General features: G+C 58.6%; 29 protein-coding genes and 1 tRNA gene. 11 read left to right on the top strand and 19 right to left on the bottom strand.

Translation table 11 applies throughout. The annotated features are described in order from the left end of the window. Positions 1-296: 296 nt before the first annotated feature. Positions 297-680, bottom strand: a complete 384-nt coding sequence (locus I2D57_RS07345; RefSeq protein ID WP_006234377.1) for a heavy-metal-associated domain-containing protein — start codon at positions 678-680, stop codon at positions 297-299. A 173-nt stretch (positions 681-853) separates the two neighbouring features. Here I2D57_RS07345 and I2D57_RS07340 point away from each other — a divergent pair, with 173 nt between their 5' ends. Both I2D57_RS07340 and I2D57_RS07335 read left to right on the top strand, forming a co-directional pair. Beyond that, positions 854-1,558: a DUF3793 family protein gene (locus I2D57_RS07340; RefSeq protein WP_195362006.1), complete on the top strand. Its 705-nt coding sequence runs from the start codon at positions 854-856 to the stop codon at positions 1,556-1,558. A 46-nt stretch (positions 1,559-1,604) separates the two neighbouring features. Continuing rightward, positions 1,605-2,024: a flavodoxin gene (locus I2D57_RS07335; protein WP_006234379.1), complete on the top strand. Its 420-nt coding sequence runs from the start codon at positions 1,605-1,607 to the stop codon at positions 2,022-2,024. A 117-nt stretch (positions 2,025-2,141) separates the two neighbouring features. Here I2D57_RS07335 and I2D57_RS07330 read toward each other — a convergent pair whose 3' ends face one another. The 6 genes from I2D57_RS07330 to I2D57_RS07305 all read right to left on the bottom strand — a co-directional run bounded on the left by I2D57_RS07330 (position 2,142) and on the right by I2D57_RS07305 (position 8,655). After that, on the bottom strand, positions 2,142-2,894 hold the full coding sequence (locus I2D57_RS07330) for an amino acid ABC transporter ATP-binding protein (protein WP_006234381.1): 753 nt from the start codon (positions 2,892-2,894) through the stop codon (positions 2,142-2,144). Positions 2,895-2,906: 12 nt separating this feature from the next. After that, on the bottom strand, positions 2,907-4,268 hold the full coding sequence (locus I2D57_RS07325) for an amino acid ABC transporter permease (RefSeq protein WP_229055681.1): 1,362 nt from the start codon (positions 4,266-4,268) through the stop codon (positions 2,907-2,909). A 118-nt stretch (positions 4,269-4,386) separates the two neighbouring features. Further along, positions 4,387-5,247, bottom strand: a complete 861-nt coding sequence (locus tag I2D57_RS07320; protein ID WP_148345627.1) for an ABC transporter substrate-binding protein — start codon at positions 5,245-5,247, stop codon at positions 4,387-4,389. 147 nt (positions 5,248-5,394) lie between these two features. Then, positions 5,395-6,261, bottom strand: coding sequence for a deoxyribonuclease IV (locus tag I2D57_RS07315; RefSeq protein WP_195362005.1), 867 nt, complete (start codon positions 6,259-6,261; stop codon positions 5,395-5,397). A gap of 153 nt (positions 6,262-6,414) precedes the next feature. Beyond that, positions 6,415-7,434, bottom strand: coding sequence for a Gfo/Idh/MocA family protein (locus tag I2D57_RS07310; protein WP_195362004.1), 1,020 nt, complete (start codon positions 7,432-7,434; stop codon positions 6,415-6,417). A gap of 90 nt (positions 7,435-7,524) precedes the next feature. Beyond that, positions 7,525-8,655 carry an aldo/keto reductase gene (locus I2D57_RS07305; protein WP_195362003.1) on the bottom strand — a complete coding sequence of 377 codons (1,131 nt, stop codon included), beginning with the start codon at positions 8,653-8,655 and terminating at the stop codon, positions 7,525-7,527. Positions 8,656-8,876: 221 nt separating this feature from the next. Here I2D57_RS07305 and I2D57_RS07300 point away from each other — a divergent pair, with 221 nt between their 5' ends. Both I2D57_RS07300 and I2D57_RS07295 read left to right on the top strand, forming a co-directional pair. Beyond that, a complete protein-coding gene (locus I2D57_RS07300) occupies positions 8,877-9,071 on the top strand; it encodes a cyclase family protein (protein WP_195362002.1) in 195 nt (64 codons plus the stop codon). 123 nt (positions 9,072-9,194) lie between these two features. After that, positions 9,195-10,109, top strand: a complete 915-nt coding sequence (locus I2D57_RS07295) for a ketopantoate reductase family protein (protein ID WP_229055680.1) — start codon at positions 9,195-9,197, stop codon at positions 10,107-10,109. A 109-nt stretch (positions 10,110-10,218) separates the two neighbouring features. On the opposite strand, the gene I2D57_RS07290 is transcribed toward I2D57_RS07295, so the two are convergent. From I2D57_RS07290 to I2D57_RS07280, 3 genes are all read right to left on the bottom strand, one after another. Then, a complete protein-coding gene (locus tag I2D57_RS07290) occupies positions 10,219-10,425 on the bottom strand; it encodes a hypothetical protein (RefSeq protein WP_195362000.1) in 207 nt (68 codons plus the stop codon). 189 nt (positions 10,426-10,614) lie between these two features. Beyond that, entirely contained in the window at positions 10,615-11,373 is a 759-nt protein-coding gene (locus I2D57_RS07285; RefSeq protein ID WP_195361999.1) for a hypothetical protein, read from the bottom strand. Between the two features lie 312 nt (positions 11,374-11,685). Continuing rightward, entirely contained in the window at positions 11,686-12,996 is a 1,311-nt protein-coding gene (locus tag I2D57_RS07280) for an O-acetylhomoserine aminocarboxypropyltransferase/cysteine synthase family protein (protein WP_195361998.1), read from the bottom strand. 273 nt (positions 12,997-13,269) lie between these two features. Here I2D57_RS07280 and I2D57_RS07275 point away from each other — a divergent pair, with 273 nt between their 5' ends. The 5 genes from I2D57_RS07275 to I2D57_RS07255 all read left to right on the top strand — a co-directional run bounded on the left by I2D57_RS07275 (position 13,270) and on the right by I2D57_RS07255 (position 16,792). Continuing rightward, a complete protein-coding gene (locus I2D57_RS07275) occupies positions 13,270-14,172 on the top strand; it encodes a LysR family transcriptional regulator (RefSeq protein WP_152067913.1) in 903 nt (300 codons plus the stop codon). 48 nt (positions 14,173-14,220) lie between these two features. Next, entirely contained in the window at positions 14,221-14,757 is a 537-nt protein-coding gene (rnhA, locus tag I2D57_RS07270; protein ID WP_117776457.1) for a ribonuclease HI, read from the top strand. 73 nt (positions 14,758-14,830) lie between these two features. After that, complete coding sequence (locus I2D57_RS07265) at positions 14,831-15,937, top strand: Gfo/Idh/MocA family protein (protein ID WP_195361997.1); 1,107 nt, start codon at positions 14,831-14,833, stop codon at positions 15,935-15,937. Between the two features lie 2 nt (positions 15,938-15,939). Next, positions 15,940-16,350: an acylphosphatase gene (locus I2D57_RS07260; RefSeq protein ID WP_195245751.1), complete on the top strand. Its 411-nt coding sequence runs from the start codon at positions 15,940-15,942 to the stop codon at positions 16,348-16,350. 61 nt (positions 16,351-16,411) lie between these two features. Further along, positions 16,412-16,792 carry a Fur family transcriptional regulator gene (locus tag I2D57_RS07255; RefSeq protein WP_195361996.1) on the top strand — a complete coding sequence of 127 codons (381 nt, stop codon included), beginning with the start codon at positions 16,412-16,414 and terminating at the stop codon, positions 16,790-16,792. A gap of 77 nt (positions 16,793-16,869) precedes the next feature. On the opposite strand, the gene I2D57_RS07250 is transcribed toward I2D57_RS07255, so the two are convergent. The 3 genes from I2D57_RS07250 to I2D57_RS07240 form a co-directional block, all read right to left on the bottom strand. Then, positions 16,870-17,667, bottom strand: a complete 798-nt coding sequence (locus I2D57_RS07250; RefSeq protein ID WP_195361995.1) for an HAD-IIB family hydrolase — start codon at positions 17,665-17,667, stop codon at positions 16,870-16,872. Between the two features lie 84 nt (positions 17,668-17,751). After that, complete coding sequence (locus I2D57_RS07245; RefSeq protein WP_195232125.1) at positions 17,752-18,330, bottom strand: urease accessory protein UreE; 579 nt, start codon at positions 18,328-18,330, stop codon at positions 17,752-17,754. Between the two features lie 3 nt (positions 18,331-18,333). Continuing rightward, on the bottom strand, positions 18,334-18,762 hold the full coding sequence (locus I2D57_RS07240) for an FKBP-type peptidyl-prolyl cis-trans isomerase (protein WP_117640821.1): 429 nt from the start codon (positions 18,760-18,762) through the stop codon (positions 18,334-18,336). A gap of 120 nt (positions 18,763-18,882) precedes the next feature. Between I2D57_RS07240 and I2D57_RS07235 the strand changes: the two genes are divergently transcribed. Continuing rightward, on the top strand, positions 18,883-19,896 hold the full coding sequence (locus I2D57_RS07235) for a dipeptidase (protein WP_117640822.1): 1,014 nt from the start codon (positions 18,883-18,885) through the stop codon (positions 19,894-19,896). A gap of 74 nt (positions 19,897-19,970) precedes the next feature. Continuing rightward, positions 19,971-20,747 (top strand): M48 family metallopeptidase, encoded by a 777-nt coding sequence (locus tag I2D57_RS07230; RefSeq protein ID WP_195361994.1) that lies wholly within the window; start codon positions 19,971-19,973, stop codon positions 20,745-20,747. 6 nt (positions 20,748-20,753) lie between these two features. On the opposite strand, the gene folB is transcribed toward I2D57_RS07230, so the two are convergent. From folB to I2D57_RS07200, 6 genes are all read right to left on the bottom strand, one after another. Continuing rightward, entirely contained in the window at positions 20,754-21,239 is a 486-nt protein-coding gene (gene folB, locus I2D57_RS07225; RefSeq protein WP_022094401.1) for a dihydroneopterin aldolase, read from the bottom strand. 43 nt (positions 21,240-21,282) lie between these two features. Then, the gene (locus I2D57_RS07220) at positions 21,283-21,864 is read right to left on the bottom strand and encodes an HD domain-containing protein (protein ID WP_195361993.1); all 582 of its coding nucleotides are present in this window, start codon (positions 21,862-21,864) and stop codon (positions 21,283-21,285) included. Between the two features lie 2 nt (positions 21,865-21,866). Next, positions 21,867-22,424, bottom strand: coding sequence for a GTP cyclohydrolase I FolE (gene folE, locus I2D57_RS07215; protein ID WP_195232129.1), 558 nt, complete (start codon positions 22,422-22,424; stop codon positions 21,867-21,869). A 66-nt stretch (positions 22,425-22,490) separates the two neighbouring features. Then, the gene (gene nrdG, locus I2D57_RS07210) at positions 22,491-23,072 is read right to left on the bottom strand and encodes an anaerobic ribonucleoside-triphosphate reductase activating protein (protein WP_138112050.1); all 582 of its coding nucleotides are present in this window, start codon (positions 23,070-23,072) and stop codon (positions 22,491-22,493) included. 430 nt (positions 23,073-23,502) lie between these two features. Beyond that, complete coding sequence (nrdD, locus tag I2D57_RS07205) at positions 23,503-25,725, bottom strand: anaerobic ribonucleoside-triphosphate reductase (RefSeq protein ID WP_117564449.1); 2,223 nt, start codon at positions 25,723-25,725, stop codon at positions 23,503-23,505. A gap of 667 nt (positions 25,726-26,392) precedes the next feature. Continuing rightward, positions 26,393-26,467 (bottom strand) — tRNA-Val (locus I2D57_RS07200). Positions 26,468-26,545: the final 78 nt, after the last annotated feature.

Genomic DNA, 26,545 nt, shown 5'->3' with positions numbered 1-26,545 from the left:
GGGGCCTCGGGGGCGTTCGGCTAGCTGCGGGAACGGCCTGTCCGCCTAATGTGTTCGGCTGAGATCGGAAATCAACCTCCACGGTTAATTGCAATCTGAGCACAGCAATAATCAGTGTATAAATATACACCTGTAATTTTTTGGACGGGTTCATAGATGCTCGATTGGTAGCGAATTCCGCGCAAACCGTCACCAAACTCCACTTTTGCCGCATCTAAAGGTTATTTTTGCGCAAATTTTTGGATGCCGATAGTCACAATGGGCAGGAGGCTGGTACCCACCGGAGAGGGCAACGCCTACATTTTCATAACGTAATAGCCCGCACCCCTCACTGCCGTCTCGAGTGTGTCGCGATCAACCGGGCGCTTCGAGCGCACGCGTGCCGTGTGGTCCGCGTACGTTACCGTAGCCCACACGCCATCAAGCGCATTGAGGGCATTCGTCACATTCCGGGCGCAGCCGTCGCAACTCATGCCGCCGATAAGGAGTTCCTCACGATAGGGGTAGTGGGACTCGTCGGTGTCTGCCACCACAACCTTTTTGGCCTTCTTGCCGCTCGCACCATCGCTGCAGCAACTCTTCCCGTGTGTCGAAGCGGCAATGCGACGCAGTCCAAAAAACATGCCGACGGCAATGACGGTCAGCACGATGAGATTCGCAGGGTTGAGCAAGTCACTCATGCGTTCCCCTTTCAGTAGCACTATCTAGATACCCCCATGGGGTGTCCCCATCTTAACCCAAAATCATGTCCGTTCGGTCAATTAGTTTTCCTCTTCAAACTTTTTTGTTGACCATGGCTTACTTTCGTGTATAAGTTTTCCTAGGCTAACAGTTTAGATCCGTAAGGAGCGACGTGACTCGAACCATAGACATCCCAACGTTTCAGGCAGCAGTCGTGCGCAACTGCTCCCCCACGCTCGCGGGCATCAAGCCGGCATCGCTCTTTACCTATCCAGGCACCTACGCCCACGGGGACGGCTCGACCGCAACAGAAACCATCGCAGAACGCCGAGCACGCCTGCTCAACGTTATCGCCCAGTGCAACCGCGAGCTTGACCCGCTTGGCATCCACCTGAGTGTTTTGGTCTGGCGGCCCTGCGGAGCGCTCGTGTACGTGTACCGAGCCAAAAGCCTCACCACCTATTTCGCGGACCCTCGCGCCAAAACGGCGCTCGCCTCGGAAGGCTACGACACGAGAGACCTTTCGACATGCCTTGTGCATTTGGCATCACGCATCACGCTCGCGAGTAATAACGTCGCGGAATGCGCCTGTAGCCAGACTCGATGCGCACTACCCCAGCAAGCTAGCTGCAGCAACGACTGCACCTGCGAGTTTCCGCACGAAATAGGCTACTTCCTAGGATATCCCTACGACGACGTGCACGAGTTTATCGTCCAGCGCGGCGAGAACTATAAGGTCTTTGGGGCCTGGAAGGTCTACGCAAATGTCGAGCAGGCACTTGCGACGTTTGATGCCTACCGCGCCTGCACCCAATACTTCACCTTTGTCTATCAGCAGGGCTACAGCTTGGCGCAACTTGCCCAGACAACCCGATAGAACATAGAAGCCGTGGCAACCTGCCGCACAACTGAAAGGACTCAACATGAGCAAGATCGCCGTCGTCTACTGGAGCGGCACGGGCAACACCGAGGCCATGGCAAACCTCGTTGCCGAAGGTGCAACCGATGCCGGCGCCGAGGCAGAGGTCATCTCCTGCGCCGACTTCTCCGCAGACAAGGCCGCTGGCTATGACGCTATCGCCTTCGGCTGCCCCGCCATGGGTTCCGAGGAGCTTGAATATGATGAGTTCCAGCCCATGTGGGATGAGGTCAAGGAGACCCTCGGCGACAAGAAGGTCGTCCTCTTTGGCTCTTATTCGTGGGCCGAGGGCGAATGGATGGACAACTGGAAGGCGGACGCCGACGAGGAGGGCGTCAACGTCGTCGATTCCGTCATCTGCTACGACGCCCCCGATGATGAGAGCGAAGCGGCCTGCCGCGCCCTTGGAGCCGAGCTCGCCTAGCGGCAATGAGCTCCGCCCGCAACGCGCATTGCAACAAAACACATTCGCGTCCCAACAAAAACGGGAGCCGGATCACATCCGGCTCCCGTTTTCTGCTATGTCAGTCATATAAAGCGGCTACGAGATATTGCCCAAGAACGCCTTGGTGCGCTCGCTCTTGGGGTGGTCGAAGACCTCGCTCGGCGTACCCTCTTCCACAATGACGCCGCCGTCCATAAAGACGACGCGGTCGGCGACATCGCGGGCAAAGCCCATCTCGTGCGTCACGACGATCATGGTCATACCGTCGTGCGCCAGGTCGCGCATGACGCCCAGAACGTCGCGCACGAGCTCAGGGTCGAGCGCCGAGGTGGCCTCGTCAAAGAGCATCACGTGCGGGTTCATCGACAGGGCGCGGGCGATGGCCACGCGCTGCTGCTGGCCGCCCGAGAGCTGGCTCGGCATAAAGTCGATGCGCTCGGCCAGGCCGACCTTGGTCAGCTCCTCGACGGCGATCTTCTCGGCCTCTTCCTTGCTGCGCTTGAGCACCTTTTGCTGCGCAAGCATGACGTTCTTTTTGACCGACAGGTGCGGGAACAGGTTGAACTGCTGAAACACCATACCCAGGTGCGTGCGCACTTTGTTGAGGTCGACGCCCTTGGCACACACATCCACGCCCTCGACGACAATCGAGCCGCTCGTGGGATGCTCCAGGCGATTGATGCAGCGAAGCATCGTCGACTTGCCCGAGCCTGAGGGGCCCAAGACCACAACGACCTCACCCTTGTGCACATCCAGATCGATATCGCGCAGGACCACGTTGTCCCCAAAGGCCTTCTGGAGGTTCTTGATGCTGACGACGACCTCGTTCGAGTTATTGGTTTCGCTCATGATAGGACCTCCTTACAGACCGGCGATGTGATCGGCGGGCGTCGCGACAACCTGTCCGGCGCTCTTGGCGGGACGCTTCTTCTTGGTCTCGGCCGTGCCCAAAAGCCTCGCCTCAAGACCGCTCACCAAGCGAGCGAGCGGCAGGGTGATGACCAGATAGAACAGGGCGGCAACCACGTACGGTGTAATGGAGCCCGTCGTGGCCACGATGGTACGGGCGTTCATGACGATCTCGACCACACCCACGGCGGCAAGCAGCGACGTATCCTTGTAAAGCAAGATAAACTCGCTGGTCAGCGTAGGCAAAACATTACGGAACGTCTGCGGAATCATGACATAGAGCAGCGTCTGGAACGCGTTCATGCCCAGCGAACGCGCAGCCTCGTTTTGGCCCTTGGGGATCGATTGAATACCGGCACGGAAGATCTCGCATAGGTACGCAGACGAGTTCATGGCCATGACGATAACGCCAAGCACGTAGTCATCAACCTTGACGCCGGCCAACGGCAGACCGAAGAACGCGATATAGATCTGCAGGAACGCCGGCGTACCGCGGATGATATTCACATAGATGCCGGCGAGGCAGCGCAGGATGCGCGACTTGGAGATGCGCATGAGCGACAAGGCAAAGCCAAAGGGAATTGCCAGCGGAAACGCCACAAGCACGATCGAGAGCGACATAAGGAAGCCCTTAAAGACGATCGGCAGGCTTTGGACCAAAATGACTGGGTTTAAGAACAGGCGCAGGAACATATTGGAGTTCCAGGCCTCGACCCACGGCTGCTCCTTAAGATCGGCCAGGAAGTTATCGAATGCCGTCACGCCCTTGATCTCCACCGACGGAATCTTGGAGATCTTCTTGGTCGAGCCATCGGCCAAAGTGCAGGTGCCGCTAAAGGCCTCATCGCCGCCCTCGACGGGGAAGGTCACGCCGTAAACCTCGACACGGAAAAAGCCGCCGGCAGGCGCCGTCTCGCCAAAGTCGATCTTGAGCGTCTGGCCGTCAGCCTTGCACGTGGGCTTCATGGGCGTACGATCCATGAGGTCCTCGCCCGAGAGCATCGTCAATCGCGTGTCATCGGTACCAAACGTCGTGCCGTCGACAAACGTCAGCGAAAGACCGCTCAGCTCCTCGTCGGCATCGGCCTGGACCTCCCAGGTAATGCGCGTCTCGGTACCGCCGACCACAGCGCTGCCCGAACCAGTGTTGGGTCGGGCGGTAATCTTTGCGGTCTCAAGCGCCTGGGCGGTCGTGGGCGCATATGCCCCTGCGCACACCAGCGCGAGCGCCACGGCCATGGCGCAGGCTAGCTTTTGGAGCAAGGCGGGCAGTGGAAAACGCTGCTCCGCGGCCCCTTTGTTCAGTCGAGACAAGGTGGCTCCTATCGTAGAAGTTGCCGGCAAAACGAGACGGAAATACTCTCCGTCAAGAGAAGCGCAAAGGCCCTCTCCGCCAAAACGGAAAGGGCCCGCGAGCAATCAAGTAGCTATTTTACTTGATGTTGTACTTAGCCATGAGGGCGTCAATGGTACCGTCGTCGGTCAGGTCCTTGATGGCCTGGTTGATGTCTTCCTTGAGCTTGGTGTTACCCTGGTTGATGGCGATGGCGTACTCCTCGCCGGTGCTGATCTGCTTAATGGTCTGGCAGGTGTTGAACTGCTCGGCGGTCAGCTGGCTGGCAACGGAGCGGTTGGTGACTACGGCGTCGCCCTTATCGGACTGCAGGGCGCTGAAGCACTCGGTAGCGTCCTTGTAGGGGACGATCTTGGCCTTGGGGAAGTTCTCCTGGGCAAAAGACTCGGCGGTCGAGCCAGACTGAACGATGATGGTAGCGTCGGCGTTGTTGAGCTTCTCGCTGTAGTTGTCGGCCGTGATGTCGGTGTTATCGACCTTGGTCACGATAGCCTGATCGTCCATGTAGTAGGAATCGGAGAAAGTGACTTCCTTCTCACGCTCGGGCGTGTCGGTGATAGCCGCGATGGAGACGTCGTACTTGGCGCCCGAAGCGACACCCGGAACCAGCGTGTCAAAGTCATTGTTGACGTACTCGACATCCAGGCCCAGCTTGTCACCGATAGCCTTGATGAGCTCAAGGTCAAAGCCCTGGTAGTCGCCGTTGTCATCCTTGTACTCAAACGGCGCGTACTCGGCAGAGGTGCCGACGGTCAGCGTGCCGTCCTTGACGAGCGCGTACTCCTTGGAGCCGTCGACCTTCTCGACCTTAGCGTCGTCAGAGCTGCTGGAACCGGCATCAGAACCAGAGGTGGCGTTGGACGAACCGCAGCCCGTCAGAGCAAGGGCGAGCGCCATAGCACCCGTGGCGGCAAATGCGCCAAGCTTCTTCAGCTTCATAATCAGTCTCCTTCCGGTGACCTCGTTTGATTCAGAGGTCTGCAAAAACTGTTGGCTATTATGCACCCGGAATTACGAATCTGCAATGAGAAAACTGATTAAAACAAACCCATAACGTGAATGGAATACTCTACTTTGTGACAGTCATTACTGCTGCAATGACCTTAATAGTCTAATTTCAGCTGCATAACCTGCAAGTTCGTTCGGAGTCTCCAAAATAAACGGCAGCGAACGCAAGTGGCCATTCGATACAATATTCTGCATAACCTGCATACCTCCACCAAATTCCTCACTGCCAAGGTATCCCTTGCCGATGCACTCGTGACGATCTTTATGGGCGCCACAAGAGTTCTTCGAATCGTTGATGTGTACGGCATGCAAGCGATCGATACCCACCACGCGGTCGAACTCGTCGAGTACGCCGTCCAGATCATGGATGATGTCGTAGCCGGCATCGCTCACATGGCAGGTGTCTAGGCAAACGCCCAGCTTGGCCGACAGCTCGGGGCGCTTGTCGGCAACACCCTCAATGATGAGCGCCAGTTCTTCAAAGCTGCGGCCTACCTCGGTGCCCTTGCCGGCCATGGTCTCGAGCAGCACCGTCGTCTGCTGACCCTCAAACATCACCTGGCACAGGGTGTCGACGATCATCTGAATGCCGGCGTCGGAGCCCTGCCCCACATGCGCACCGGGATGGAAGTTGTAGTAGTTGCCGGGCAGCGTTTCCATGCGCCGCAGGTCCTCTGCCATGGCCTCCAGGGCAAACTCGCGCGCCCGCTCTTTGGCCGAGCAGGGGTTATAGGTATACGGGGCATGAGCCACGAGCGGGCCAAAGTCGTTTTGCTCCATAAGCTCACGCAGGGCCGCCACGTCATCCATGTCAAGGTCTTTCGCCTTGCCGCCGCGCGGGTTGCGCGTAAAGAATGCAAAGGTGTTGGCGCCAATGGATAGCGCCGTCTCCCCCATCGCCCGATAGCCCTTCGTCGTCGAAAGATGACACCCGATCGTCAGCATCTCCAGCTCCCTCTTCATCAGTTGCGGTGAAATACGGTCTATTGGTGCCATATTTTGGCGCAAACAGACCGTATTCCACCGCAAGTTATAAAAGAGGCATCAGGGGAAAAGGCCTCCAAGGCATTCCAGGCGTTGGCGCCATGCCCCCACGCCCTAAAGTTTCAAGCGAATCGCATCGATGATGTGCGCACAGCGCTGTGTAGCGGCTAGGGACATGATGGGGCTTTCGAGTTTCCCCGCCTGAATGAGCTGTGTCGCATGCGATGCCTCACCGTAAAAATCATCGACCTCAAATGGTGCATCGATTTCGAGTGCTCGACCGTCGGAGTACTTCACATGGGCGAGCTCGGGGCGATGAAGACGCTCGATTTCCAACGAGCCCCGCTCACAGGCAATCGTTAAGCGGCTTTCATATGCTGCTTTGCCGTCGCACACCATATGAATGGGTATACCGCCGACGCTCATATGGATCTCGTCGGCCCAATCGACACGGCCGCCTGATACGTCACGCCAGCGAACTTCACGGGACGAAACCTCGCACGCGCCCGCGAGCAAATCCTCAAACCAACCGACCGCATAACAGCCCATGTCATATAGACAGCCGCCCTGCAGCGGATCAAGCAGATAGCCCGAAGGAGACTCGCCGTAATCGAGCTTTTGCACGCTTTCAATCGAGACGATACGGCCAAGCTCACCCGACGCAAGCAAGTCTTTCACGCGAGTGCGCATCGGGCAAAACCGATTCTTCATCGCCTCCATAAACAGCACGCCGCGCTCGCGAGAGGTGGAGGCGATCGAGAGAGCCTCTTCCTCACTCAAAACGGCCGGCTTTTCGCACAGCACGGCCTTTCCGGCGCACAGCGCGCGACAGGCCCAACGCGTATGCATGCCATGCGGAAGAGCCAAGTAGATTGCGTCGACATCGGGGTCGGCAATCAGCGCGTCATAAGCCGCATCGCCGTTATCGTCGGCCGAGGCATGGCCATGCGCAGCATCGATCGAAAACGCTCGGCAAAATTCCTCGACATGTGCAGGAGTGCGACCGGCCGCAGCCACCAGCCGTGCCCCGTCGACCTTCTTGAGCGACGATGCAAATCGATGAGAAATGTGCCCAGCGCCCAAAATGCCCCAACGAACCCCACGCGAATCATTACATGAATCCCGATGGCCCACGACAGCCCCCTTCAGTTGCGGTGGAATAGTCCCTGTTTAAGCCCTATTCTGCCGCAAACAGGAACTATTCCACCGCAAGTTATAAAAGGGTCACGAGGAGCGTGTTTTGCCGAAGACTTTAAGCATGGCCGTTACGGGGCCCGGCTGGAAGCGTCGGCGCACGTCATCGAGACGCTCGGGGATATCGATATGCTGCGGGCAGTGGCGCGCGCATTTGCCGCACTTGACGCAATTGCTCACCAGCTTGGCCTCGCTTGTGCGCACCGCGCTCGCCGTAAAGTATTGCGACAGCCCCGTAAACCAACTATGCGCGTAGCTCGCGTTGTAGGCGGCAAAGCAGCCGGGAATGTTAATACCCTTGGGACATGGCATGCAGTAGCCGCATCCCGTGCAGGGCACGCGATTCGATTTTTCAAACTCATCCAGCACGTGCGCGATCGTGTCGAGCTGGTTGGCAGTCATCGAATTCGGCAACGCGAGGTCTGCCAGTGACGAATTCTCATCCACCTGCGCGGTATCGGTCATACCAGAAAGCAACATGGTCACCTGGGGATGATTCCACACCCACGAAAGACCCCAGGCGGCAGGAGTGCGCAAATGCGGGTCACGGGCACTATCGAGCACAGCGCGGGCCCGTGGCGGCAGCTTGCCCGCTAAACGCCCGCCCAGCAGCGGCTCCATCACAAACACCGCGAGGCCTCGCTCGGCGGCGGCCATGAGCCCCGCTGTTCCCGCCTGATATCGCTCTCCAGCGTAATTGTACTGGATCTGGCAAAAGTCCCACTCATATGCATCGAGCATCGTCAGGAAGTCCGCTGCGCTGCCGTGGTACGAAAAACCAATCTGGCGAATACGCCCCGCCGCCTTTTGACGCGCGATCCAGTCCTCGATGCCCAACGCCACCACACGTTCCCACTGGGCGGGCGAGGTAATGTTGTGCATGAGGTAATAGTCGATATGGTCAGTCCGTAGGCGGCGCAGTTGCTCGTCGAAGAACCGGTCGAAATCCTCCGCGCATTTGCACGAAGCATGCGGCAGCTTGGTTGCGAGCAAAACCTGGTCGCGCAAGCCCAGGCGCTCAAGCGACGCACCCACGCACGCCTCGTTGCCGGGATAGAGATAGGCCGTGTCCAGGTAGTTAATCCCCTGCTCCACCGCACGGGAAATGATGGCATCGGCTGTCTTCGCATCCGGACGTCCCGGCGCACCGGGAAACCTCATGCAGCCCAGACCCAGAGCGGATATTCGGTTACCACTTTAAGGTCAACGCGGTATTGCACGGCCCCTCCCCTCCCATCGAAGCCCTGACAAGGCGAAACAAACCCGTCACGTCATCGAAACACATCGGAATCGCAATTGAGAACGTATCGTAACGCAGCAGAAATCGAGCCGTCACGGCACCGCTTTAACATCAGCAAAAAGCCCGATGAAAGGAGACGAGCGTGACCACACGTGAGGACGCCTACCCCTACCCCGGCGAGCAATACATCCTCTCGGTCGACCGCTATCAGATCGAAGTCATGGACCATCTGGACGAGCTTCCCGCCACGGGTTCCGTCATCTTCTGCACCTTCCCCAAGGTCCGCGATGGCGTCGGATACCCCGCCCGCGTCTTTGCGGTCTGCCCCGCGGCATAAGCGCACAGCGCAATAGTTTCTTTTTCATAACAGCCGCCCCGCGCACCCACCAATCACCTTGGCAGCATACAATCCATCAGGCGCCCCTTACGCGGGCGCCTTTTATATGGGGAGATGATTCACATGCAGATCAACAAGGTCGCTTTTATCGGCAAGGGCGGCGTCGGCCTGCTCTACGGCAGCATGATCGCCCGGGCGCTCGGCAACGACGCCGTCGAATACATCATGGATGACACCCGTTTTGAGCGTCACGCGGGCGATGCGCTCACCGTCAACGGAAAGCCCTGCGATCTCACGTCCGTCCGCGCCAGCGAGGCGACGCCCGCCGATCTGGTCATCCTGACAGTCAAGACCACCGGTCTCGACCAAGCACTCAAGACTATGGAGCGCGTCGTGGGACCCAACACGCTCATCGCCTCGCTGTGCAACGGCATTACGAGCGAGCAAAAGATTGCCGAACGCTTTGGCTGGAAGCATACCGTTCTTGGTATCTGCCAGGGCATGGACGCCGTGTTCCTCAACGGCGCGCTCACCTTTACCAATGCGGGCGAGATCCGCTTTGGTGCAGCCGCCGGCACCGACCCCGCGACCGTCGCCGCTATCGACGAGCTCTACACGCGCTGCGGCATCGCCCATACCGTCGAGAGCAACATTGCGCACCGCATGTGGGCCAAACTCATGCTCAACGACGGCATCAACCAGACCTGCATGGCTTACGGCGGGACCTACGGAAGCGCCACGGAGCCGGGCTCCGAGCAGCGCCGCTGTTTTGTCGCCGCCATGCGCGAGACGCTTGCGGTTGCCAACGCCGAGGGCGTTGAGCTGACCGAGGCAGACCTGACGCAAATGGTGCACCTCATCGAGGGAATCGACCCCGCCGGTATGCCCTCGATGGCGCAGGACCGCATCGCGCAGCGCAAAACAGAGGTCGAGGAGTTCGCGGGCACCGTCCGCCGCCTCGCGGCCAAGCACGATATCCAGGTTCCGCAGAACGAATGGCTCTATCAGCGCATTCGCGATATCGAGGCAAGCTGGTAACGCCAACGCGCCGCATTCAACAGCCTTAACAGCAAAACCGCCGCAAGGGAACCTTTCCCCTGCGGCGGCCTTCATCTTCGTCTATGACCGGCGGCCGATCTCACAACAGTTAACGTTGCGACCCCGGCACCTCGTCCTCATCGTCGCGGCAAAGAACCACGCCCGCGCTTCCCAGCAGTGCGGCCGCGATCAGCGCGCCGACCACGATAGGAGCAGTCCCGCATGTCCCCTGCATGCCCGCGACGAGCGCGACCGTGGGACCAAGGCAGCCGAGCATCAACGCGACGGCGGCAACGGCAATTTCTCGAGCATTCACAAGACCACTTCTTCCAAGAGAAAGACCTTATTTCTCATGAACTAGTGTGCCCCGCATCCATACGCCCAGCGTACCGCCACGGTAAGGGCTCTGTTAACTCAAACGCGCATAAAGAACGGGCGGCTTTACGTTGCCTAAAAGCTCAGTAAAGACGTCCGCCCATCATGTGCCTATTTTGCTTATGGCAGATTACCAACCGGTGTAGTAGTCGGTGGTTCCGGCAGCGCAGCCGGAGTCATAGACCTTGCAATCGCCCTTGGAGCCCGTAAAGGTCGAGCCCTGGGCCATATCGCCCGCGGCAACAACGTAATAGCCGTCGGAATCGCGCCAGAAGCCCTCAGAATCCTGAGTCCATTCGCCCGTGCGATAGTGATAAAGCACATTGCTGCTGTAATAGGTCTCGCGGCGCCCGTTGTAGTTATTGACACCCGCAGAGCGCGTCAGGCCCGATCCGTTCGCGTAGGACGGAGTGTAACCGGCGTTGTAGTACGAAGCCTGGGCGGCCTCGGCAGCCTCCGCCTCGGCGGCGGACGCCTCGAGCGCTTCGCGCTTGGCATCCTCAAGCGCGGTGCGCAGCTCATCGAGCTCGGTCGACTTGGCGTCGACCTCCCCCATCGTCAACAGGCTGCCCGCACCGTCGATGCAACCCTGCAACACAGCGCGCTCGTCATCGGTAGCATAGTCGCCATACATATTCATAATGATCTGAGCACGCATCTCAAGGGAATCGCGCTTGGCCTCCATCGAGGCGTTCCACTCCTGCATGGAACCATAACCATCGCCGCGATAGTCAACGGGCTGCACCAGCGTCGTCTCGGACGGCGTAGACCCAACCGTATCGGACAGTGTTGCGGCGTGGGCATCAGTTGCACCGGCGCCCGCCAAAAGTGCCACGGTCAGAGCGGCGGAAAGGGCGGCGGCTTTCGGTTTTCGTGAATCGATCCTCATGTAGCTGGAAACCTCCGTAGTGCGTTTTTGCTGCGTTTGAGCTGCGTGTGATTCGATCGCGCTGCATAGTACCCCGAGCAAATCGCGACCTGCGGTTTTACTCAAAAGGCGCACGTCAATTGCGTAAAACTCACATCCTCTCAACAGGAGTTTTCCACAACTCGAATGCATAAAGCGTGTCAAAAACCCTGTTTTTGCGCCCTCTCTATGCAAAAAAGGCGCCTGTTCAACCATTGTTCGCACAGGCGCCTTGAGCAGGCATTTTATGCAGTTATACCTATCGAGTTGCAAGGGGTCCTTGCACAAGTCGCCTTACTCGTCCAGCGCGGCGAAGGCCTGCTTCAGATCCCAAATGATATCCTCGGCGTTCTCGGTACCGATGGAAAGACGGATCGTGGAGGGCGTGATGTTCTGCTCGGCGAGCTCCTCGGCAGAGAGCTGGGAGTGCGTAGTGGTAGCCGGGTGCACGACGAGCGACTTGACGTCGGCCACGTTGGCGAGCAGCGAGAAGACCTGCAGATGGTCGATGAACTTCCAAGCTGCCTCCTGGCCACCCTTAATCTCAAAGGTAAAGATCGAGGCGCCGCCACGGGGGAAGTACTTCTGATAGAGCTCGTGATCGGGGTGCCCAGACAGGCTCGGGTGGTTCACCTTGGCGACATGGCTATCACCAGCCAGGAACTCAACGACCTTCTTGGTGTTCTCGACATGACGGTCAACGCGCAGCGACAGAGTCTCGGTGCCCTGGAGCAGGATCCAAGCGTTGAACGGGCTGATGCAGGCGCCCTCGTCACGCAGCAGGATGGCGCGGACATAGGTTGCGAAGGCGGCGGGACCGGCAGCCTCGGCAAACGAGACGCCATGGTAGGAGGGGTTGGGCTCGGCGATCTGCTCATACTTGCCGCTCGCCTTCCAATCGAAGTTACCGCCGTCGACGATCACGCCGCCCAGCGAGGTGCCGTGGCCGCCGATAAACTTGGTTGCGGAATGGACGACGATGTTGGCACCATGCTCCAGCGGACGGAACAGATACGGGGTGCCGAAGGTGTTGTCGACGACAACCGGTAAACCGTGCTTCTTGGCGATCTCGGAGATGGCGTCGATATTGGGGATGTCAGAATTGGGGTTGCCGAGCGTCTCGAGGTAGATGACCGTGGTGTTGTCCTTGATGGCGCCCTCGACCTCGTCCAGGTTGTGGGCATCGACGAAGGTGGTCTCGACGCCAAACTGGGAGAGCGTATGCTCCAGCAGGTTGTAGGAGCCACCGTAGATGGTCTTCTGAGCCACCACGTGGTCACCGGCCTGGGCAAGAGCCTGCAGGGTATAGGTGATGGCAGCAGCACCGGAGGCGACGGCAAGACCTGCCACACCACCCTCGAGTGCGGCGATACGGTCCTCGAAGACGCCCTGGGTGGAGTTGGTCAGACGGCCGTAGATGTTACCGGCGTCGGCAAGACCAAAGCGATCGGCGGCGTGCTGGGAGTTGCGGAACACATAGCTCGTGGTCTGGTAGATAGGCACGGCGCGGGAGTCGGATGCGGGATCGGCGCTCTCCTGGCCAACGTGAAGCTGCAGGGTATCGAAACCAAAGGTGTGCTCGGGGTTGTTGATGAACTGGCTCATGATAATCTCCTTGATCGAACAAAAGTTAATAAATTAGAGAGAAGTAAGTCGCTGTCTCCTGATCACGCCGACGGGCGCAAACAGGAGCCCGGCATTCGTCTTGGTAAGCATTTCATATGCGGGCCTCCTTTCGCATCCCGGTTCCGTGGTCGGTTTAATTACCTACCGCCTTTGTGTGTTTTGAATAGTACGAGCATTGTTTCGCTCGGTCAATCACTTAAAAGCGCTAACCTGTTATCGGTTTTGTAGATAACGCTCGAAAGGACGGCGCCGATGACCCTCCAGCAGCTTCGTTTTCTGATCGCCGTGGCAGAGTCCGGCTCAATCAACGCCGCAGCTCAGCGCCTCTATACCGCTCAGTCCAACATCTCAAACGCCGTCAAAAGCCTGGAGCAGGAACTCCACCTGGAGATCTTCACGCGCTCCAGCCGCGGCGTCACGCTCACCAACGACGGCACCGAGCTTTTGGGCTATGCGCGCCAGGTCGTAGAGCAGGCCGATATGCTCGAGGCCCGCTACGAGGACGGCGGCACCCCGCAAGCCCGCCTCGCCATTTCCGCCCAGCACTACGCCTTTTCGGTCGAGGCCTTTGTCAACGTGGTCGAGCGCTGCCGCGACAGCAAGTTCGAGTTCATCATGCGCGAGACCACCACGTCGCAGATCATCGATGACGTCCGCGCGTTTCGCAGCGACATCGGCATTCTGTATCTGGATGACTTTAATGCCCGCGTTCTGCAGAAGGCTTTTGCCGATGCGCGTGCGAGCTTCCATCCCCTATTCGACGCGACGGTCCACGTCTTCGTTAGCGAGCGCCACCCGCTTGCCCGCCGCCCGCAGCTGTCCCTTGCCGACCTCACACCCTATACGCGCTACAGCTTTGAGCAGGGAACCTCAAACTCCTTCTATTACGCCGAGGAACCTTTTAGCTATATCCCTTGCGACCGCAACATACGAATCTCGGACCGCGGAACACTTACTAACTTACTTATCACGTCGAACGGTTACACCCTGTCGACCGGTGTCCTCTCCAATGAAATGCAATGGGGTATGGCATCGATCCCGTTAGCAGACGCCCCAACGATGCACGTAGGCTATATCATGCACAACGAGCGCAAGCCCTCTTCCCTCTTGCAGCAATACCTCGACGAGCTCAACCGCATCATCCATGCCAACTAACCGTCGGAAGACGGGGTAGAAATCGTAGATTGCTAGCCCCCGGCGGGCATGGCGCTACAATGGTCACTCACACGAAACGTACCCAACGAAAGGAAGCCCGTGAAGGTCATCATCTATACCGACGGCTCGGCCCGATCAAATCCGGGACGCGGCGGCTACGGCGCCGTACTCAAATACACCAACCCCGCCGGCAAGACCTTCACCTCCGAGCTTTCACGCGGCTACGCCAAGACCACCAACAACCGCATGGAACTCATGGCGGTCATCGTGGCGCTCGAGGCGCTCAACCGCCCCTGCGAGGTCGAGGTCCATTCCGATTCGCAGTACGTCGTCAACGCTTTCAATAAACACTGGATCGACGGCTGGAAAAAGCGCGGGTGGAAAACTGCCAACAAGCAGCCCGTTAAGAACCGTGACCTGTGGGAGCGCCTGCTTGCCGCAAAGAGCAAGCATAAGGTGGAGTTCATCTGGGTTAAGGGCCACGCCGGCCACGAGCTCAACGAGCGCTGCGATGAGCTCGCCACCACGGCGGCCGACGGCAGCAACCTCGATATCGACACCGGCTTTAACGAGAGCGACCTGTAATAGCGTTTTCGCGCGGCTTTATATCCCCACGCGCTACACTCATCCTGTAGACCAAACAACGCAAGGGGGACGTATGCTGCGCATCGCGACCATCGGCACATCCATGATCACCGACGACTTTATCCAAGTCGTCAACGCCAACGACCAAGCCGCGTTTGTGGGCACGCTCTCGCGCGATGCCGAGCGCGGCGCCGCCTTTACCGCCGAACACGGCGGCGAGCGTAACTTCACCGCACTTGACGAGCTTGCGTCCGCCGTCGACGTCGACGCCGTCTATATCGGCAGCCCTAACGCACTTCACCACGAGCAGGCCCTTGCCTGCATCGCCGGTGGCAAGCATGTCATCGTCGAGAAACCCTTCTGCGCCACCGAAGCGCAGGCGCTGGAAGTCTTCCGCGCTGCCGAAGCAGCAGGTGTCGTGGCCCTCGAGGCCATGCGCCCGCTCCATGACCCCGCTTTCCACGCCGTCGAGGACGCCCTGGGCGAGATTGCGCCCATTCGTCGCGCCTCATTGCGCTTTGGCAAGTATTCTTCGCGCTACAACGAGGTTCTCGCGGGGCGCGCCACCAATATCTTCGACTGCCACATGGCCTCGGGCTCCCTCATGGACATTGGCGTCTACACCGTCGAGCCCATGGTCGAGATTTTCGGCATGCCCTCCGGCCTCACCAGCATGACCACGCTGCTCGACCCCTCAACGCGACAGCTCACGCACGGCCCCATCGACGGCTGCGGTTCCATCCTCGCCAGCTATGGCGGAGGCCGCATCTCCGTCGAGCTCGCGCACTCCAAAATTACGAATGACCTGCTGCCCTCGCAGATCGAAGGCGAGCGTGGCACTATCCAGATCGACCATCTGTCCACGCCCCGCAACGTCCGCATCGACTATCGCGGCGATGTCGTACGCGGCTCAGCGACCGAGGCACCGCGCGAACAGGGCGAGAACGGCCGCGTGCTCGACCTGCCCAAATCGAGCAACACTATGGAATACGAACTCACAGACTTTATCACCGCCATCGGCGGCATCGATAACGTTAAGGAAGAGATTTGGGAGACCCCGGCAGGACGCCACGAGCTTGGCCACTACCGCGATGTCACGCTCGTCTCACTGCGCATCATGGATGCCGTGCGCCAGCAGGCCGGCATTACCTTCCCGGCCGACGCAGACAAGCAGGCATAGCGATGGGCCTCTTCGATACGTTCTTCTCCAGCGTCACCGGCGGCAGTCGAGAGCCTCAAAAACCATCAAACGTCGAGCTCGAGCTGCGCCGCAGGCTTACCGTGCTCGCAAGCGACGAGGCCACTCAAGACACTCCCCTGCGCTATTTCCTGCGCTGGGCGGGGCAAGTCCAAGGCGTTGGTTTTCGCTTTACCAACACCAACCTCGCGCAGGCACGCGCACTCACCGGCTGGGTGCGTAACATGGAAGACGGCTCAGTCGAGATGGAGATACAGGGAGCTCCGGCAAATATCCTATCTCATCTCGAGGCACTTCATGCCTCCTACGAGCGCATGGGAACGCGTTTTCGCCTCGTAGATGCCCAAGCCCGAGCCCCACTTGCCAATGAAGACGGTTTCACTCCTCATTATTAGTATTGTGTGCTAAATACGGTATCATTTACCTACGACCGTTAATAGAAAAGAGGCGAGGCGCATGGCGGTGCAAAGAAGGAATACCAAGCAGCGAAAGCTGGTTCTTGACGCCGTGCGCCAAAGCTATAACCATCCCACCGCCGACGAAATCTACAACGTCGTGCGCGCGCAGGATGACAAAATCAGCCGCGGTACGGTCTACCGCAATCTCAATCTCTTGGCCAACGCCGGCGAAATCCTCTCCATCAAGACGCCGGGCGGCAGCCGCTTCGATCGCACCGTCGAGCCGCATGCGCATATCATCTGCACCTCGTGCAGCCGCGTCATCGACGTACCGCTCCCCTTCGATGCACAGCTCGACGCCAAAGCATCCGAGCAAATCGGCTGGCACGTCACGTCGCACTACACCATCTTCGAGGGTCTCTGCCCCGATTGCCGGTAGACGTTTGGAACATGCCTTAAAATCCACCTTTCCGCACTTTGCAGCAAGAAGTAGATTTCTAGACATGCCCCAAATGTTTACTCAGCAAGTAGACGGCGCAGTTCTTCTTCGACCGTGCGCACATAGCGGACGCGGTCGTTGACGCCACGCATGGTGGGGTTGCAGCTCTCCATCAGATAGGGATGGCCCACGACGTTGAGCATGTCGCGATCGTTCTCATTGTCGCCAAAAGCCATCATCTCATCGGGCGAAATACCCAGGGCACGACCGTAATCGGCAAGCGCGGAGCCCTTGCCCGAACCGAAACCGATCAAGTCCGTCCATGCGGTTCCCGACGTCATCACTTCGACACGATCGCTAAAGAGGCGCTCGAAATACTCCCGGGCCGCCGGCTGATCCACCTCGGGCGTCTGGAAGGCGATCTTAATGACGTCCTCGTCGATGTCCTCGGGGCGGTCGACCACCGCCACATCGCAGTGGACCTCATAGCGCAAATGGTCGACGAACGCATCGTTGCCGCTCATGGTGTAGAGGTGTCCCTCACACGAAAGGGTCACGTCGGCATGGGGATACGCAACCACGGCATTCGCGATATCCATAGCAAGACTACGCTCCATGGAGCGCTTGACAACGGCACGCCCCTCGCTCATCACCAGGGCTCCGTTCTCGCATACATAGGCGAGCTCATCGGCCACCGGGGTAAACAGATAGCGCAAGCTCGCATATTGACGACCGCTCGCCGGCATAAACACGATACCGCGACGATGCAGTTCATCGATGAGCTCAAAGGCCTCGGAACGCGGCTCGCGCTCCCCCCGATGCAGCAACGTGCCGTCCAAATCGCATGCAATCAGCTTGATTCCCTCAAGACCCATATGCTTTCCCCCCAAAGCACCTCATCAACAGTAAGACGGACTTTGAATAGCTGCCTCTCAAAGTCCGTCTTACTCATACGCACGTTAACCGCGCGCCTTTTTTACGATCGTAAAGTCGGGAGCCATACTCACAACGGCATCCGCCGCACTCGACGCAAAGCGCCGGTCCGCATCGAGTTCACGGGTAACCACCGAGAGCCAAACGCCCTCGACGCCCCGGAGCATGCGGCCCAAAACAGGCTGCACCGGCGTATACATGCGCACGGTATACTCGTCCGAATCGCCTCGGAAAAGCGGCGCGTGCATATTGCCGATCTCCCAGCACGCATGCGCGAGCGCAATCGGGTCCATGCGGTCGACTTCGACCAAATAAACCTCGGCACTGCGCAGGCGCACGACAACCGCCACGGGCACCATGCCCGAACGGTCGATGGCAAGCACATCGCCATCGGCAAGGCGATCGCCATCGGCAGCGCCCAGCCGAATATCGACCGTACGCCCCAGCTCCGTCACGCCCACAAATGTGCGGGCATCGGCCTGGTCCCAATCGAGTAGTAGCTCATCGACCTCAAAGACACCGCCCAGCTCCCGGCGAAGCAAAAGCTCATAGGACGGGTCGTTGAGATTTCCGAGACACGCTGTCGAAACCAGATTCACAGGCATAGCCTAGTCCTCGACCTCGACGAGCTCGATATCAAAGTTGAGGTCCTTGCCGGCAAGCTCGTGGTTGGCATCGAGCGTCACGGCCTCGGGCGTTACGTCGATGACGACGGCGGGGACGGGCATGCCGCTCGGCGTGGACAGGAAGAGCTTCATGCCCTTCTCGATCTGCTCGATGTTGGGAACCTGCTCGGCCGGGAAGGTAATAACCATCTCGGGATTGTGCTCGCCGTAGGCATCGGCAGCAGGAATGTGCACGGTCTTCTTCTCGCCCACCTGCATGTCGACAACAGCGGCGTCGAAGCCCTTGATCATCTGACCGGCGCCGCAGGTGAACTCCAGCGGCTCGCCGCGATCGTAGGAGCTATCGAACTGCGTGCCGTCGTCGAGCGTGCCGCGATAATGAGTCTTGACCTTCTTGCCCTGGTTGGACATGGTAACCTCCGTGATAAGGGCGGCGCACAACGCGGGCCGCCGTGAACATATGGCGCTAACTATACCCTAGTCATACAATTCAATGACAGTTTGCAAAGAAACGCTGCAACCGGAGGAACCATGGCATATCCCGTATTTGACCTACACTGCGACACCGCCGACCGCATCGGCTGGGCCACGCTCGATCTCGACCTGCGCTTTACCGCCGGCACCGACGGTTATTTCCCCGGCGACGAAACGCATCCGCAAGATTTCGACCTCATCGAGGGCAACGCCTGCGCCATCTCGCTCGCAAAGATCGGCAACACGCCATGGGCACAGTGCTTCGCCACGTTTGTCCCCGATGAGATTCCCACCGCCCACGCCGCGCGCTTCCAGGCGCAGATCATGGCGCATATGAGCGGCCAGGCAATGCTCAACCACGACCGCATGGTCAACGTACGCAGCGCGGCAGACATTCGCCCCGCGCTCAAAGACGGCAAGGTCGCCTGCATCCACACCATCGAAAACGCCACGTTCTTTGCCGAGGACCCCGCGTTGATCGAGGTGCTCAAGAGCTTGGGCGTACTCATGTCATCGCTCAGCTGGAATGCGCAGGGACCGCTCGCGAGCGGACACGATACCCACGCCGGCCTCACCGCCGCCGGCATCGAGGCACTTACGCAGATGGAGCACGCCGGCATGGTGCTTGACGTCTCCCACCTCAACGATGAGTGCTTTGACGAGGTTGTCGCCCACGCCACACGTCCCTTCGTCGCCAGCCACTCCAACTCCCGTGCGGTTTGCGGCGTCAAACGCAACCTTACCGACGACCAGTTCCGCACCATTCGCGACATGGGCGGTATCGTCGGCCTCAACTACTGCAGCGAGTTCCTTTCCAACGACGCAACCGACAAGACCGCCGCAGACGTCACCTTCGACCAGCTGGCGGCACATATCGAGCACTGGCTCGACCTGGGCGGCGAGGACGTCATCGCGCTCGGCGGCGACTGGGACGGTGCCACGGTGCCCGCCTTCCTCTCCGATGCCAGCAAGATGCCCGAGTTCCAGAACATGCTCTCCAAGCACTTTGGCAAGACCGTGATGCAGAAGCTCTGCAGCGATAATGCCCTTGCCTTCTTCGAGCGTTATTAATTTCACATCCCCTGAGCGAGCCGGCATGCCGAACGGTCGACATGCCGGCCCGTCCCCAATCTGAAGGACCGCTTTTGACGCAGCAGTTTACGATTTCCGTATCCCGACCGGATGGGACGCCCATCCCCGTCGTCGTTACCAAAAAGTGCGTCAAGAACTTCAACCTACGCGTCACATCGAGCGGCGAGGTCCACGCCAGCGCACCACTTGGCGCCAGCCGCGAGCGTATTGAAGCGTTTGTGAAGCGCAACAGCGCCTGGATTATCAGCCGACGTGCCCAGCGCGAGCAACGTCAGGCGACGGCGCGAGAGCCGCTCAGTCCCTCGTCCATCATTGCACTTTGGGGCAAGCCCATCACGGTACAGGATGCACTCGATCATAACTTTGCATCACCCGCACCGCGGCCCAAGCAGGCTACCTTCGCAAGTTTTATGGGTACCGACAAGCCAAACGGACGTCCGCAGGCCAAGTGGAACGCGACCCTCGACGGCTTAACGCCCAGTGAGATCCAAGCCCATATTGACCAGCTCTATACGTCCGAGGTCACATCGGCACTGCGCGATATGGTGCACGCATACGAAATCGCAATGGGTGTCGCCGTATCCCGCGTTTCCGTACGCAGCATGAAAACGCGTTGGGGATCATGCACGCCCAAGACCGGAGCCATTCGCATCGCACGCGAACTTGCCGCCTATCCCATCGAATGCCTCGACATGGTTGTCGCCCACGAGCTCGTCCACTTGCTCGAGCCAAGCCACAACCAGCGGTTCCACGTCCTGCTCGACACATACTGCCCCAACAATAGAGCACTTTCTCAGCGACTCAAGCAGCCACCCATAGAGACGTATTAGAACCGGTTAGCGCACACGCTCGATCTCGACACCGCAGCTTGCCAGGGGAAGACCGACGGGCGCCCAAGGCTTATCGAGCTTAACGCGCACGCCAAGCAGCAGGGGGTAACGACGTAGCAGCATCTGGGCCACGCCCTCGGCTGCAGCCTCGATGAGCTTAAACGTATGCTCGCGCAGATAGCCATCGACATCGTGGCATACCGAGCCGTAGTCAATCGAGGCGTCCAGGTTATCGTGCTCCCCCGCTGCACGCAGGTCGGCATAGAGCACCAGGGACACGATGAACTTCTGGCCCAGCGCGTTCTCTTCGGGATATACGCCGTGGTTAGCAAAAACCTCAAGACCTTCAACGGTGATGCGGTCGGCATGGCGCAGATCGTCATAGCTCACGTGGGGTACCGCCGTTGCGGTGGATATTTCGCCCCTTCCACGGCGGGCGAGCTCGGCACCTTCAGTCTTGGTTGCATTCTCGGGCAGTTTCTTATTGCTCATCGCGATCGTCTCCTTCGTTTAGAACCCCGACCGCGCAAACTAACTACACGCGAATCGACAGGTTCTTTTTATCATCGCTCCAGTTGCAAGCATTGCGCGCGGGGCATGCAAAGCAGGCGCGCGACGCTTTATCGGCCGCATAGAGCAGACGCTCAAGCGGTTGGCTGTTCACGCGCAGCTTTCGATGGCCCAGAATGGCCGTCTTAATGGCTGCGGCATCGGCCGGCTCAAACGCCACATCATCGGGCATGCCGCCGAGAATCGCATCAGCGACGCGTTCGCTTGCAACATCATGGGATATACCCGATTCATACTGTTCATCTTTGCCGATATCGTGAAGAAGTGCCGTGGCGTAGATGACCTCGCGGTCAAATTCGAGCTGTTCCTCGAGATTCTTGATCCACATAATGCGAGCGACATCGAGCAGATGGTCAATACCGTGGCGGCAGAAGATGCGCCCCGATTCCAACTGTGCAATGTTGCCCAGGTGCCGCCGGAACAGGCCGTTGGCACAGATGTAATCGATACGAGGCATGACGCCAAAAGGCGCCAGGCCCGAAGCCATAAAACCGCGACGCGGCGTTCCCTCGTCAGTATTCGATGTAAAGTCGTTGACGACTCTCATAGTTAGCGTCCCAGCATCCTAAAGAATCGCTCCTCGAGCGACGGATCGGCCTCAAAGACGCCGCGACGAGCGAGCGTCACGGTCTTGGTGCCAGGCTTTTGCACGCCGCGCATGGTCATGCACATATGCTCGGCTTCCATGAGCACAATCGCTCCCTGGGGAGCGAGATACTCCATGAGGGCATCGGCAACCTGTGCACACAGCTGCTCCTGCAGCTGCAGACGACGGGCATAGACCTCAACCGTGCGGGCAAGCTTAGAAAGCCCTGCGACACGGCCGTTGGGGATATAGCCAATGGCAGCCTTGCCGTAAAACGGCAGCAGATGATGCTCGCACAGCGAGTAAAACGTAATGTCGCGCTCGATAACCAAATCGTTCGAAGCGACGGCAAAGGTTTTAGACAGGTGTTCCTCGGCACTCTGGTCCATACCGCCGGCGATCTCACCATACATACGGGCAACGCGCGCCGGGGTCTCCAGCAGGCCCTCACGAGTTGGGTCCTCGCCTATGCCCTCAAGCAATAGCTTAATGGCGGCCTCGACTTTTTCCTGATCGACCATCTGGGCCTCACTTTTCCGATTTTGCGTTAGCGCTATGGTACCACGCCCTCCGGCATCGGCCACAAGCTACATAGTATGGGTCGAATAGACCGGATCGTCCCGCCAAAGCTCCACGGCGTCGCAAAGCGAAACGCCCTCACGTGCAGCACGAGCGCGCGTGGCGTTCATGTCGATCACGCGCTGATTGCTCGAGCCCCTAAAGCGCAACGAGATATCGTACAGATCCTGAACGAACGGGCCGTCCACCAACATGTCGAGGCAGGCCAGGATACGGTCCGTCACCTCGGTATGATGACGGCCACCCGGCATAAGCTCCTCGAGCACGTCACCGGTAAAGCACCAAATGGTCTTGCCCGACCCCGCAGGATAGGCCGCACGCACGCGCTCGATAAAGTCAACAAGCCCCGCCTGATTCTCGGGCTCCATAGGCTCGCCACCCAGAATCGTCAGGCCATCGATAAAGGGATGATCGAGACTCTCGATAATCTTATCCTCGACGGCGCGATCGAACGGCTCACCCGCAGCAAAGTCCCACGCGACAGAGTTAAAGCAGTTCTTGCACCCACGACGGCACCCGCTCACAAACAGAGAAGTACGAACGCCTTCCCCATCAGCAATGTCGAAATACTTAATGTTCGCGTAGTTCATAGGTAACCTTTCTGGGGGTCTGGAGTATATCATCCCGTCCTCAAACAGCTTCGCTCGCTGCGCTCGCTGCAGAACTGCGGGCGGGACGATATACTCCAGACCCCTCGCGAGCGATACTCAATGAACGTAGCGAACATCGAGTATAGGGTTCGAGGTCTAATAAAAACTTTGTTGCAGCTCAACCGTCATCGCAAGCAAAGCGTTGTTGCAAGTCAACTCATGTCCGCTAAGAACTTCGAGGAGTGAGCAGACCACGAGCTGCATCTCAGTTACGTCAACTTGACTGCCCCGTAGCGAGGCCCCGGACCTTTGCTCGATATGAGTTCCGCACGAACAGGAGGCGCCAGTGGCGCCTCCGTCGTGAGCCAGGACTGTCCGAAATAGCGAGTAAAGGTCCGGGGCCTCGCTACGGGGCGGCCTGGGATGGTTATTAGAGATGCAGCACGCGGTCGCGGATCTCCTCGGTTCGACCCTGGTTCCAGAATTGGGTACCGATGTAGCCGCACGTACGACGGGCGACGTTCATCTTCTCCTGATCGCGGTTGCCGCAGTTGGGGCACTCCCACACCAGCTTGCCGTCATCCTCGACAATCTTAATCTCGCCGTCGTAGCCGCACACCTGACAGTAGTCGCTCTTGGTGTTGAGCTCGGCGTACATGATGTTGTCGTAGATGTACTGCATCACGCGGATGACAGCCTTGAGGTTGTCCTGCATGTTGGGAACCTCGACGTAGGAAATGGCACCGCCCGGCGAAAGCTGCTGGAACATGCCCTCGAACTTGAGCTTGTCGAATGCGTCGATCTCCTCGGACACGTGGACGTGGTAGCTGTTGGTGATGTAGCCCTTGTCCGTCACGCCCGGGATGATGCCAAAACGACGCTGCAGGCACTTGGCGAACTTGTAGGTCGTCGACTCAAGCGGGGTACCGTACAGCGAGAAGTCAATATCGCTTTCGGCCTTCCACTCGGCGCACTTATCGTTCATACGCTGCATGACGGCCATGGCAAACGGCGTGCCCTCCTTCTCGGTGTGGCTGTGACCCGTCATGTACTTGACGCACTCATACAGACCGGCATACCCCAGGCTGATGGTGGAATAGCCGCCCACGAGCAGCTTATCGATCGTCTCGCCCTTCTTCAGACGCGCCAGGGCACCGTACTGCCAAAGAATCGGCGCGGCATCCGAAAGCGTGCCCATCAGGCGCTCATGACGGCACAGCAGGGCGCGGTGGCACAGCTCGAGGCGCTCGTCGAAGATTTTCCAGAACTTGTCCATGTCCTGATGCGAGCTCAGCGCGACATCGGGCAGGTTGATGGTCACAACGCCCTGGTTAAAGCGACCGTAGTACTTGGGCTTGTTCGGGTCATAGTTCAGCGCGTTGGCCACATTGTTAAATCCGTTACCGGAGCGGTCGGGCGTCAAGAAGCTGCGGCAACCCATGCAGGTGTAGCAATCGCCGTTGCCAGCGGTCTCGCCCTTAGACAGCTTGAGCTCGCGCATCTTCTTCTCGGAGATGTAGTCGGGCACCATGCGCTTGGCGGTGCACTTGGCAGCCAGCTGGGTCAGGTAGAAGTACGGGGAATTCTCGTGAACGTTATCGTCCTCGAGTACATAGATAAGCTTGGGGAATGCCGGGGTAATCCACACACCGGCTTCGTTCTTAACGCCCTCATAGCGCTGACGAAGCGTCTCCTCCACGATCATGGCAAGGTCGTGCTTCTCCTGCGCTGAGCGAGCCTCGTTGAGATACATAAAGACCGTCACAAACGGCGCCTGGCCGTTTGTGGTCATAAGGGTCACGACCTGATACTGAATCGTCTGGACGCCGCGACGGATCTCGTCACGCAGACGGTCCTCAACGACCTCACGGACCTTTTCGGCAGATGCCGAAACACCGAGCTCCTCGAGCTCGCGGGCGACCTCGCCGCGAATCTTTTGACGGCTCACCTCAACAAAGGGGGCGAGATGGGTCAGCGAGATGGACTGGCCGCCGTACTGGGAGGAAGCGACCTGGGCGATAATCTGCGTCGCGATGTTGCAGGCAGTCGAGAAGCTATGCGGCTTCTCGATCAGCGTGCCCGAGATAACGGTGCCGTTCTGGAGCATGTCCTCCAGGTTCACCAGGTCGCAGTTATGCATGTGCTGGGCAAAGTAGTCGGAATCGTGGAAGTGGATCAGGCCCTCATTGTGGGCATCCACGATCTCCTGGGGCAGCAGCACGCGCTGAGTCAGGTCCTTGGAAATCTCGCCGGCCATATAGTCGCGCTGGACGGAATTGACGGTCGGGTTCTTGTTAGAGTTCTCCTGCTTGACCTCTTCGTTATTGCACTCGATCAGCGACAGAATCTTGTCGTCAGTCGTGTTCTTCTGGCGCTTCAGGCTCTGAACATAGCGATAGATGATGTAGTGGCGGGCAACCTCGTAGCAGTCGAGACGCATGATCTCGTCCTCGACCAAATCCTGGATCTCCTCGACCGAAACGGTGTGGCCCGCGTTCTCACATGCCTCGGCGACGTTTTGTGCCGCGTAAACCACCTGGCGGTCAGTTAGACGAGAGCTCTCCTCGACCTCCAAGTTGGCGGCGCGGATGGCATTGACGATCTTATCGATGTCAAAGACAACCTCGGTGCCGCTGCGCTTGATGATCTTCATCCTCTTGCCTCTTTCGCATCGTAGCCTCATTGCGCTTCAGAGCCAAACGATGCCCGGCAGGGCCTGTCCCTGTCTTGCGGCGCCGTCGCGCAATCTGTGTTCTCGATAAACCATAAGCCTCCATGCGGACATTCCCAGAAGCCGATCAAGCGGCTCAAGGACACGTTCAAAAGAGGCAGTTAAGGTCTTCGTTCTCTGTCCGCCATCTATCATACGACAAAGAGGCATCTATATCCTGTATTCTTTTTTTAGGTCAAACACAACATATAGTGTTTCAGCAGGTCAAAGCAATTAGTCATTTTGCAGACGCATTAAAAATGAAGGGCTCTTGGCAGAATGCTAAAACGTTATCAGCTCGACTACCTGCACGGCAGTTTTGAAACCCCCTCAACCGCGCCGCTGACAAATCCTACCAAAACCAAGCCGCTCACGCCAAAAGAATCCAAAAGATTATGCTTGACCAACATGTTGCGGTCGTGCCTTGCCGTGCCTCATGCAACCGCGGCACGAATCCTTAAAAGATATGTGTATGCAAACGGAGAAGATGAGAGTTTCCTCGGATGACTACTGAGAAGCATCCCGGAAGATCAAAAACTCGAAACTTGGCGACCCATTTGGCGACCAAAACAAAACAGCTCAGAGGCTAAGCCTCTGAGCTGCGAACATTTGGTGGGCGTTAGAAGATTTGAACTTCTGACCTCTTCCGTGTCAGGGAAGCGCTCTCCCCCTGAGCTAAACGCCCAAATGGAGCGGACAACGGGGCTCGAACCCGCGACCCCAACCTTGGCAAGGTTGTGCTCTACCAACTGAGCCATGTCCG

The sequence above is a fragment of the Collinsella aerofaciens genome, from assembly GCF_015553355.1.
Lineage (GTDB): Bacteria > Actinomycetota > Coriobacteriia > Coriobacteriales > Coriobacteriaceae > Collinsella > Collinsella aerofaciens_V.
Note: the sequence above shows the minus strand (reverse complement) of the source record. Positions and strands in the feature narration are given on the sequence as shown.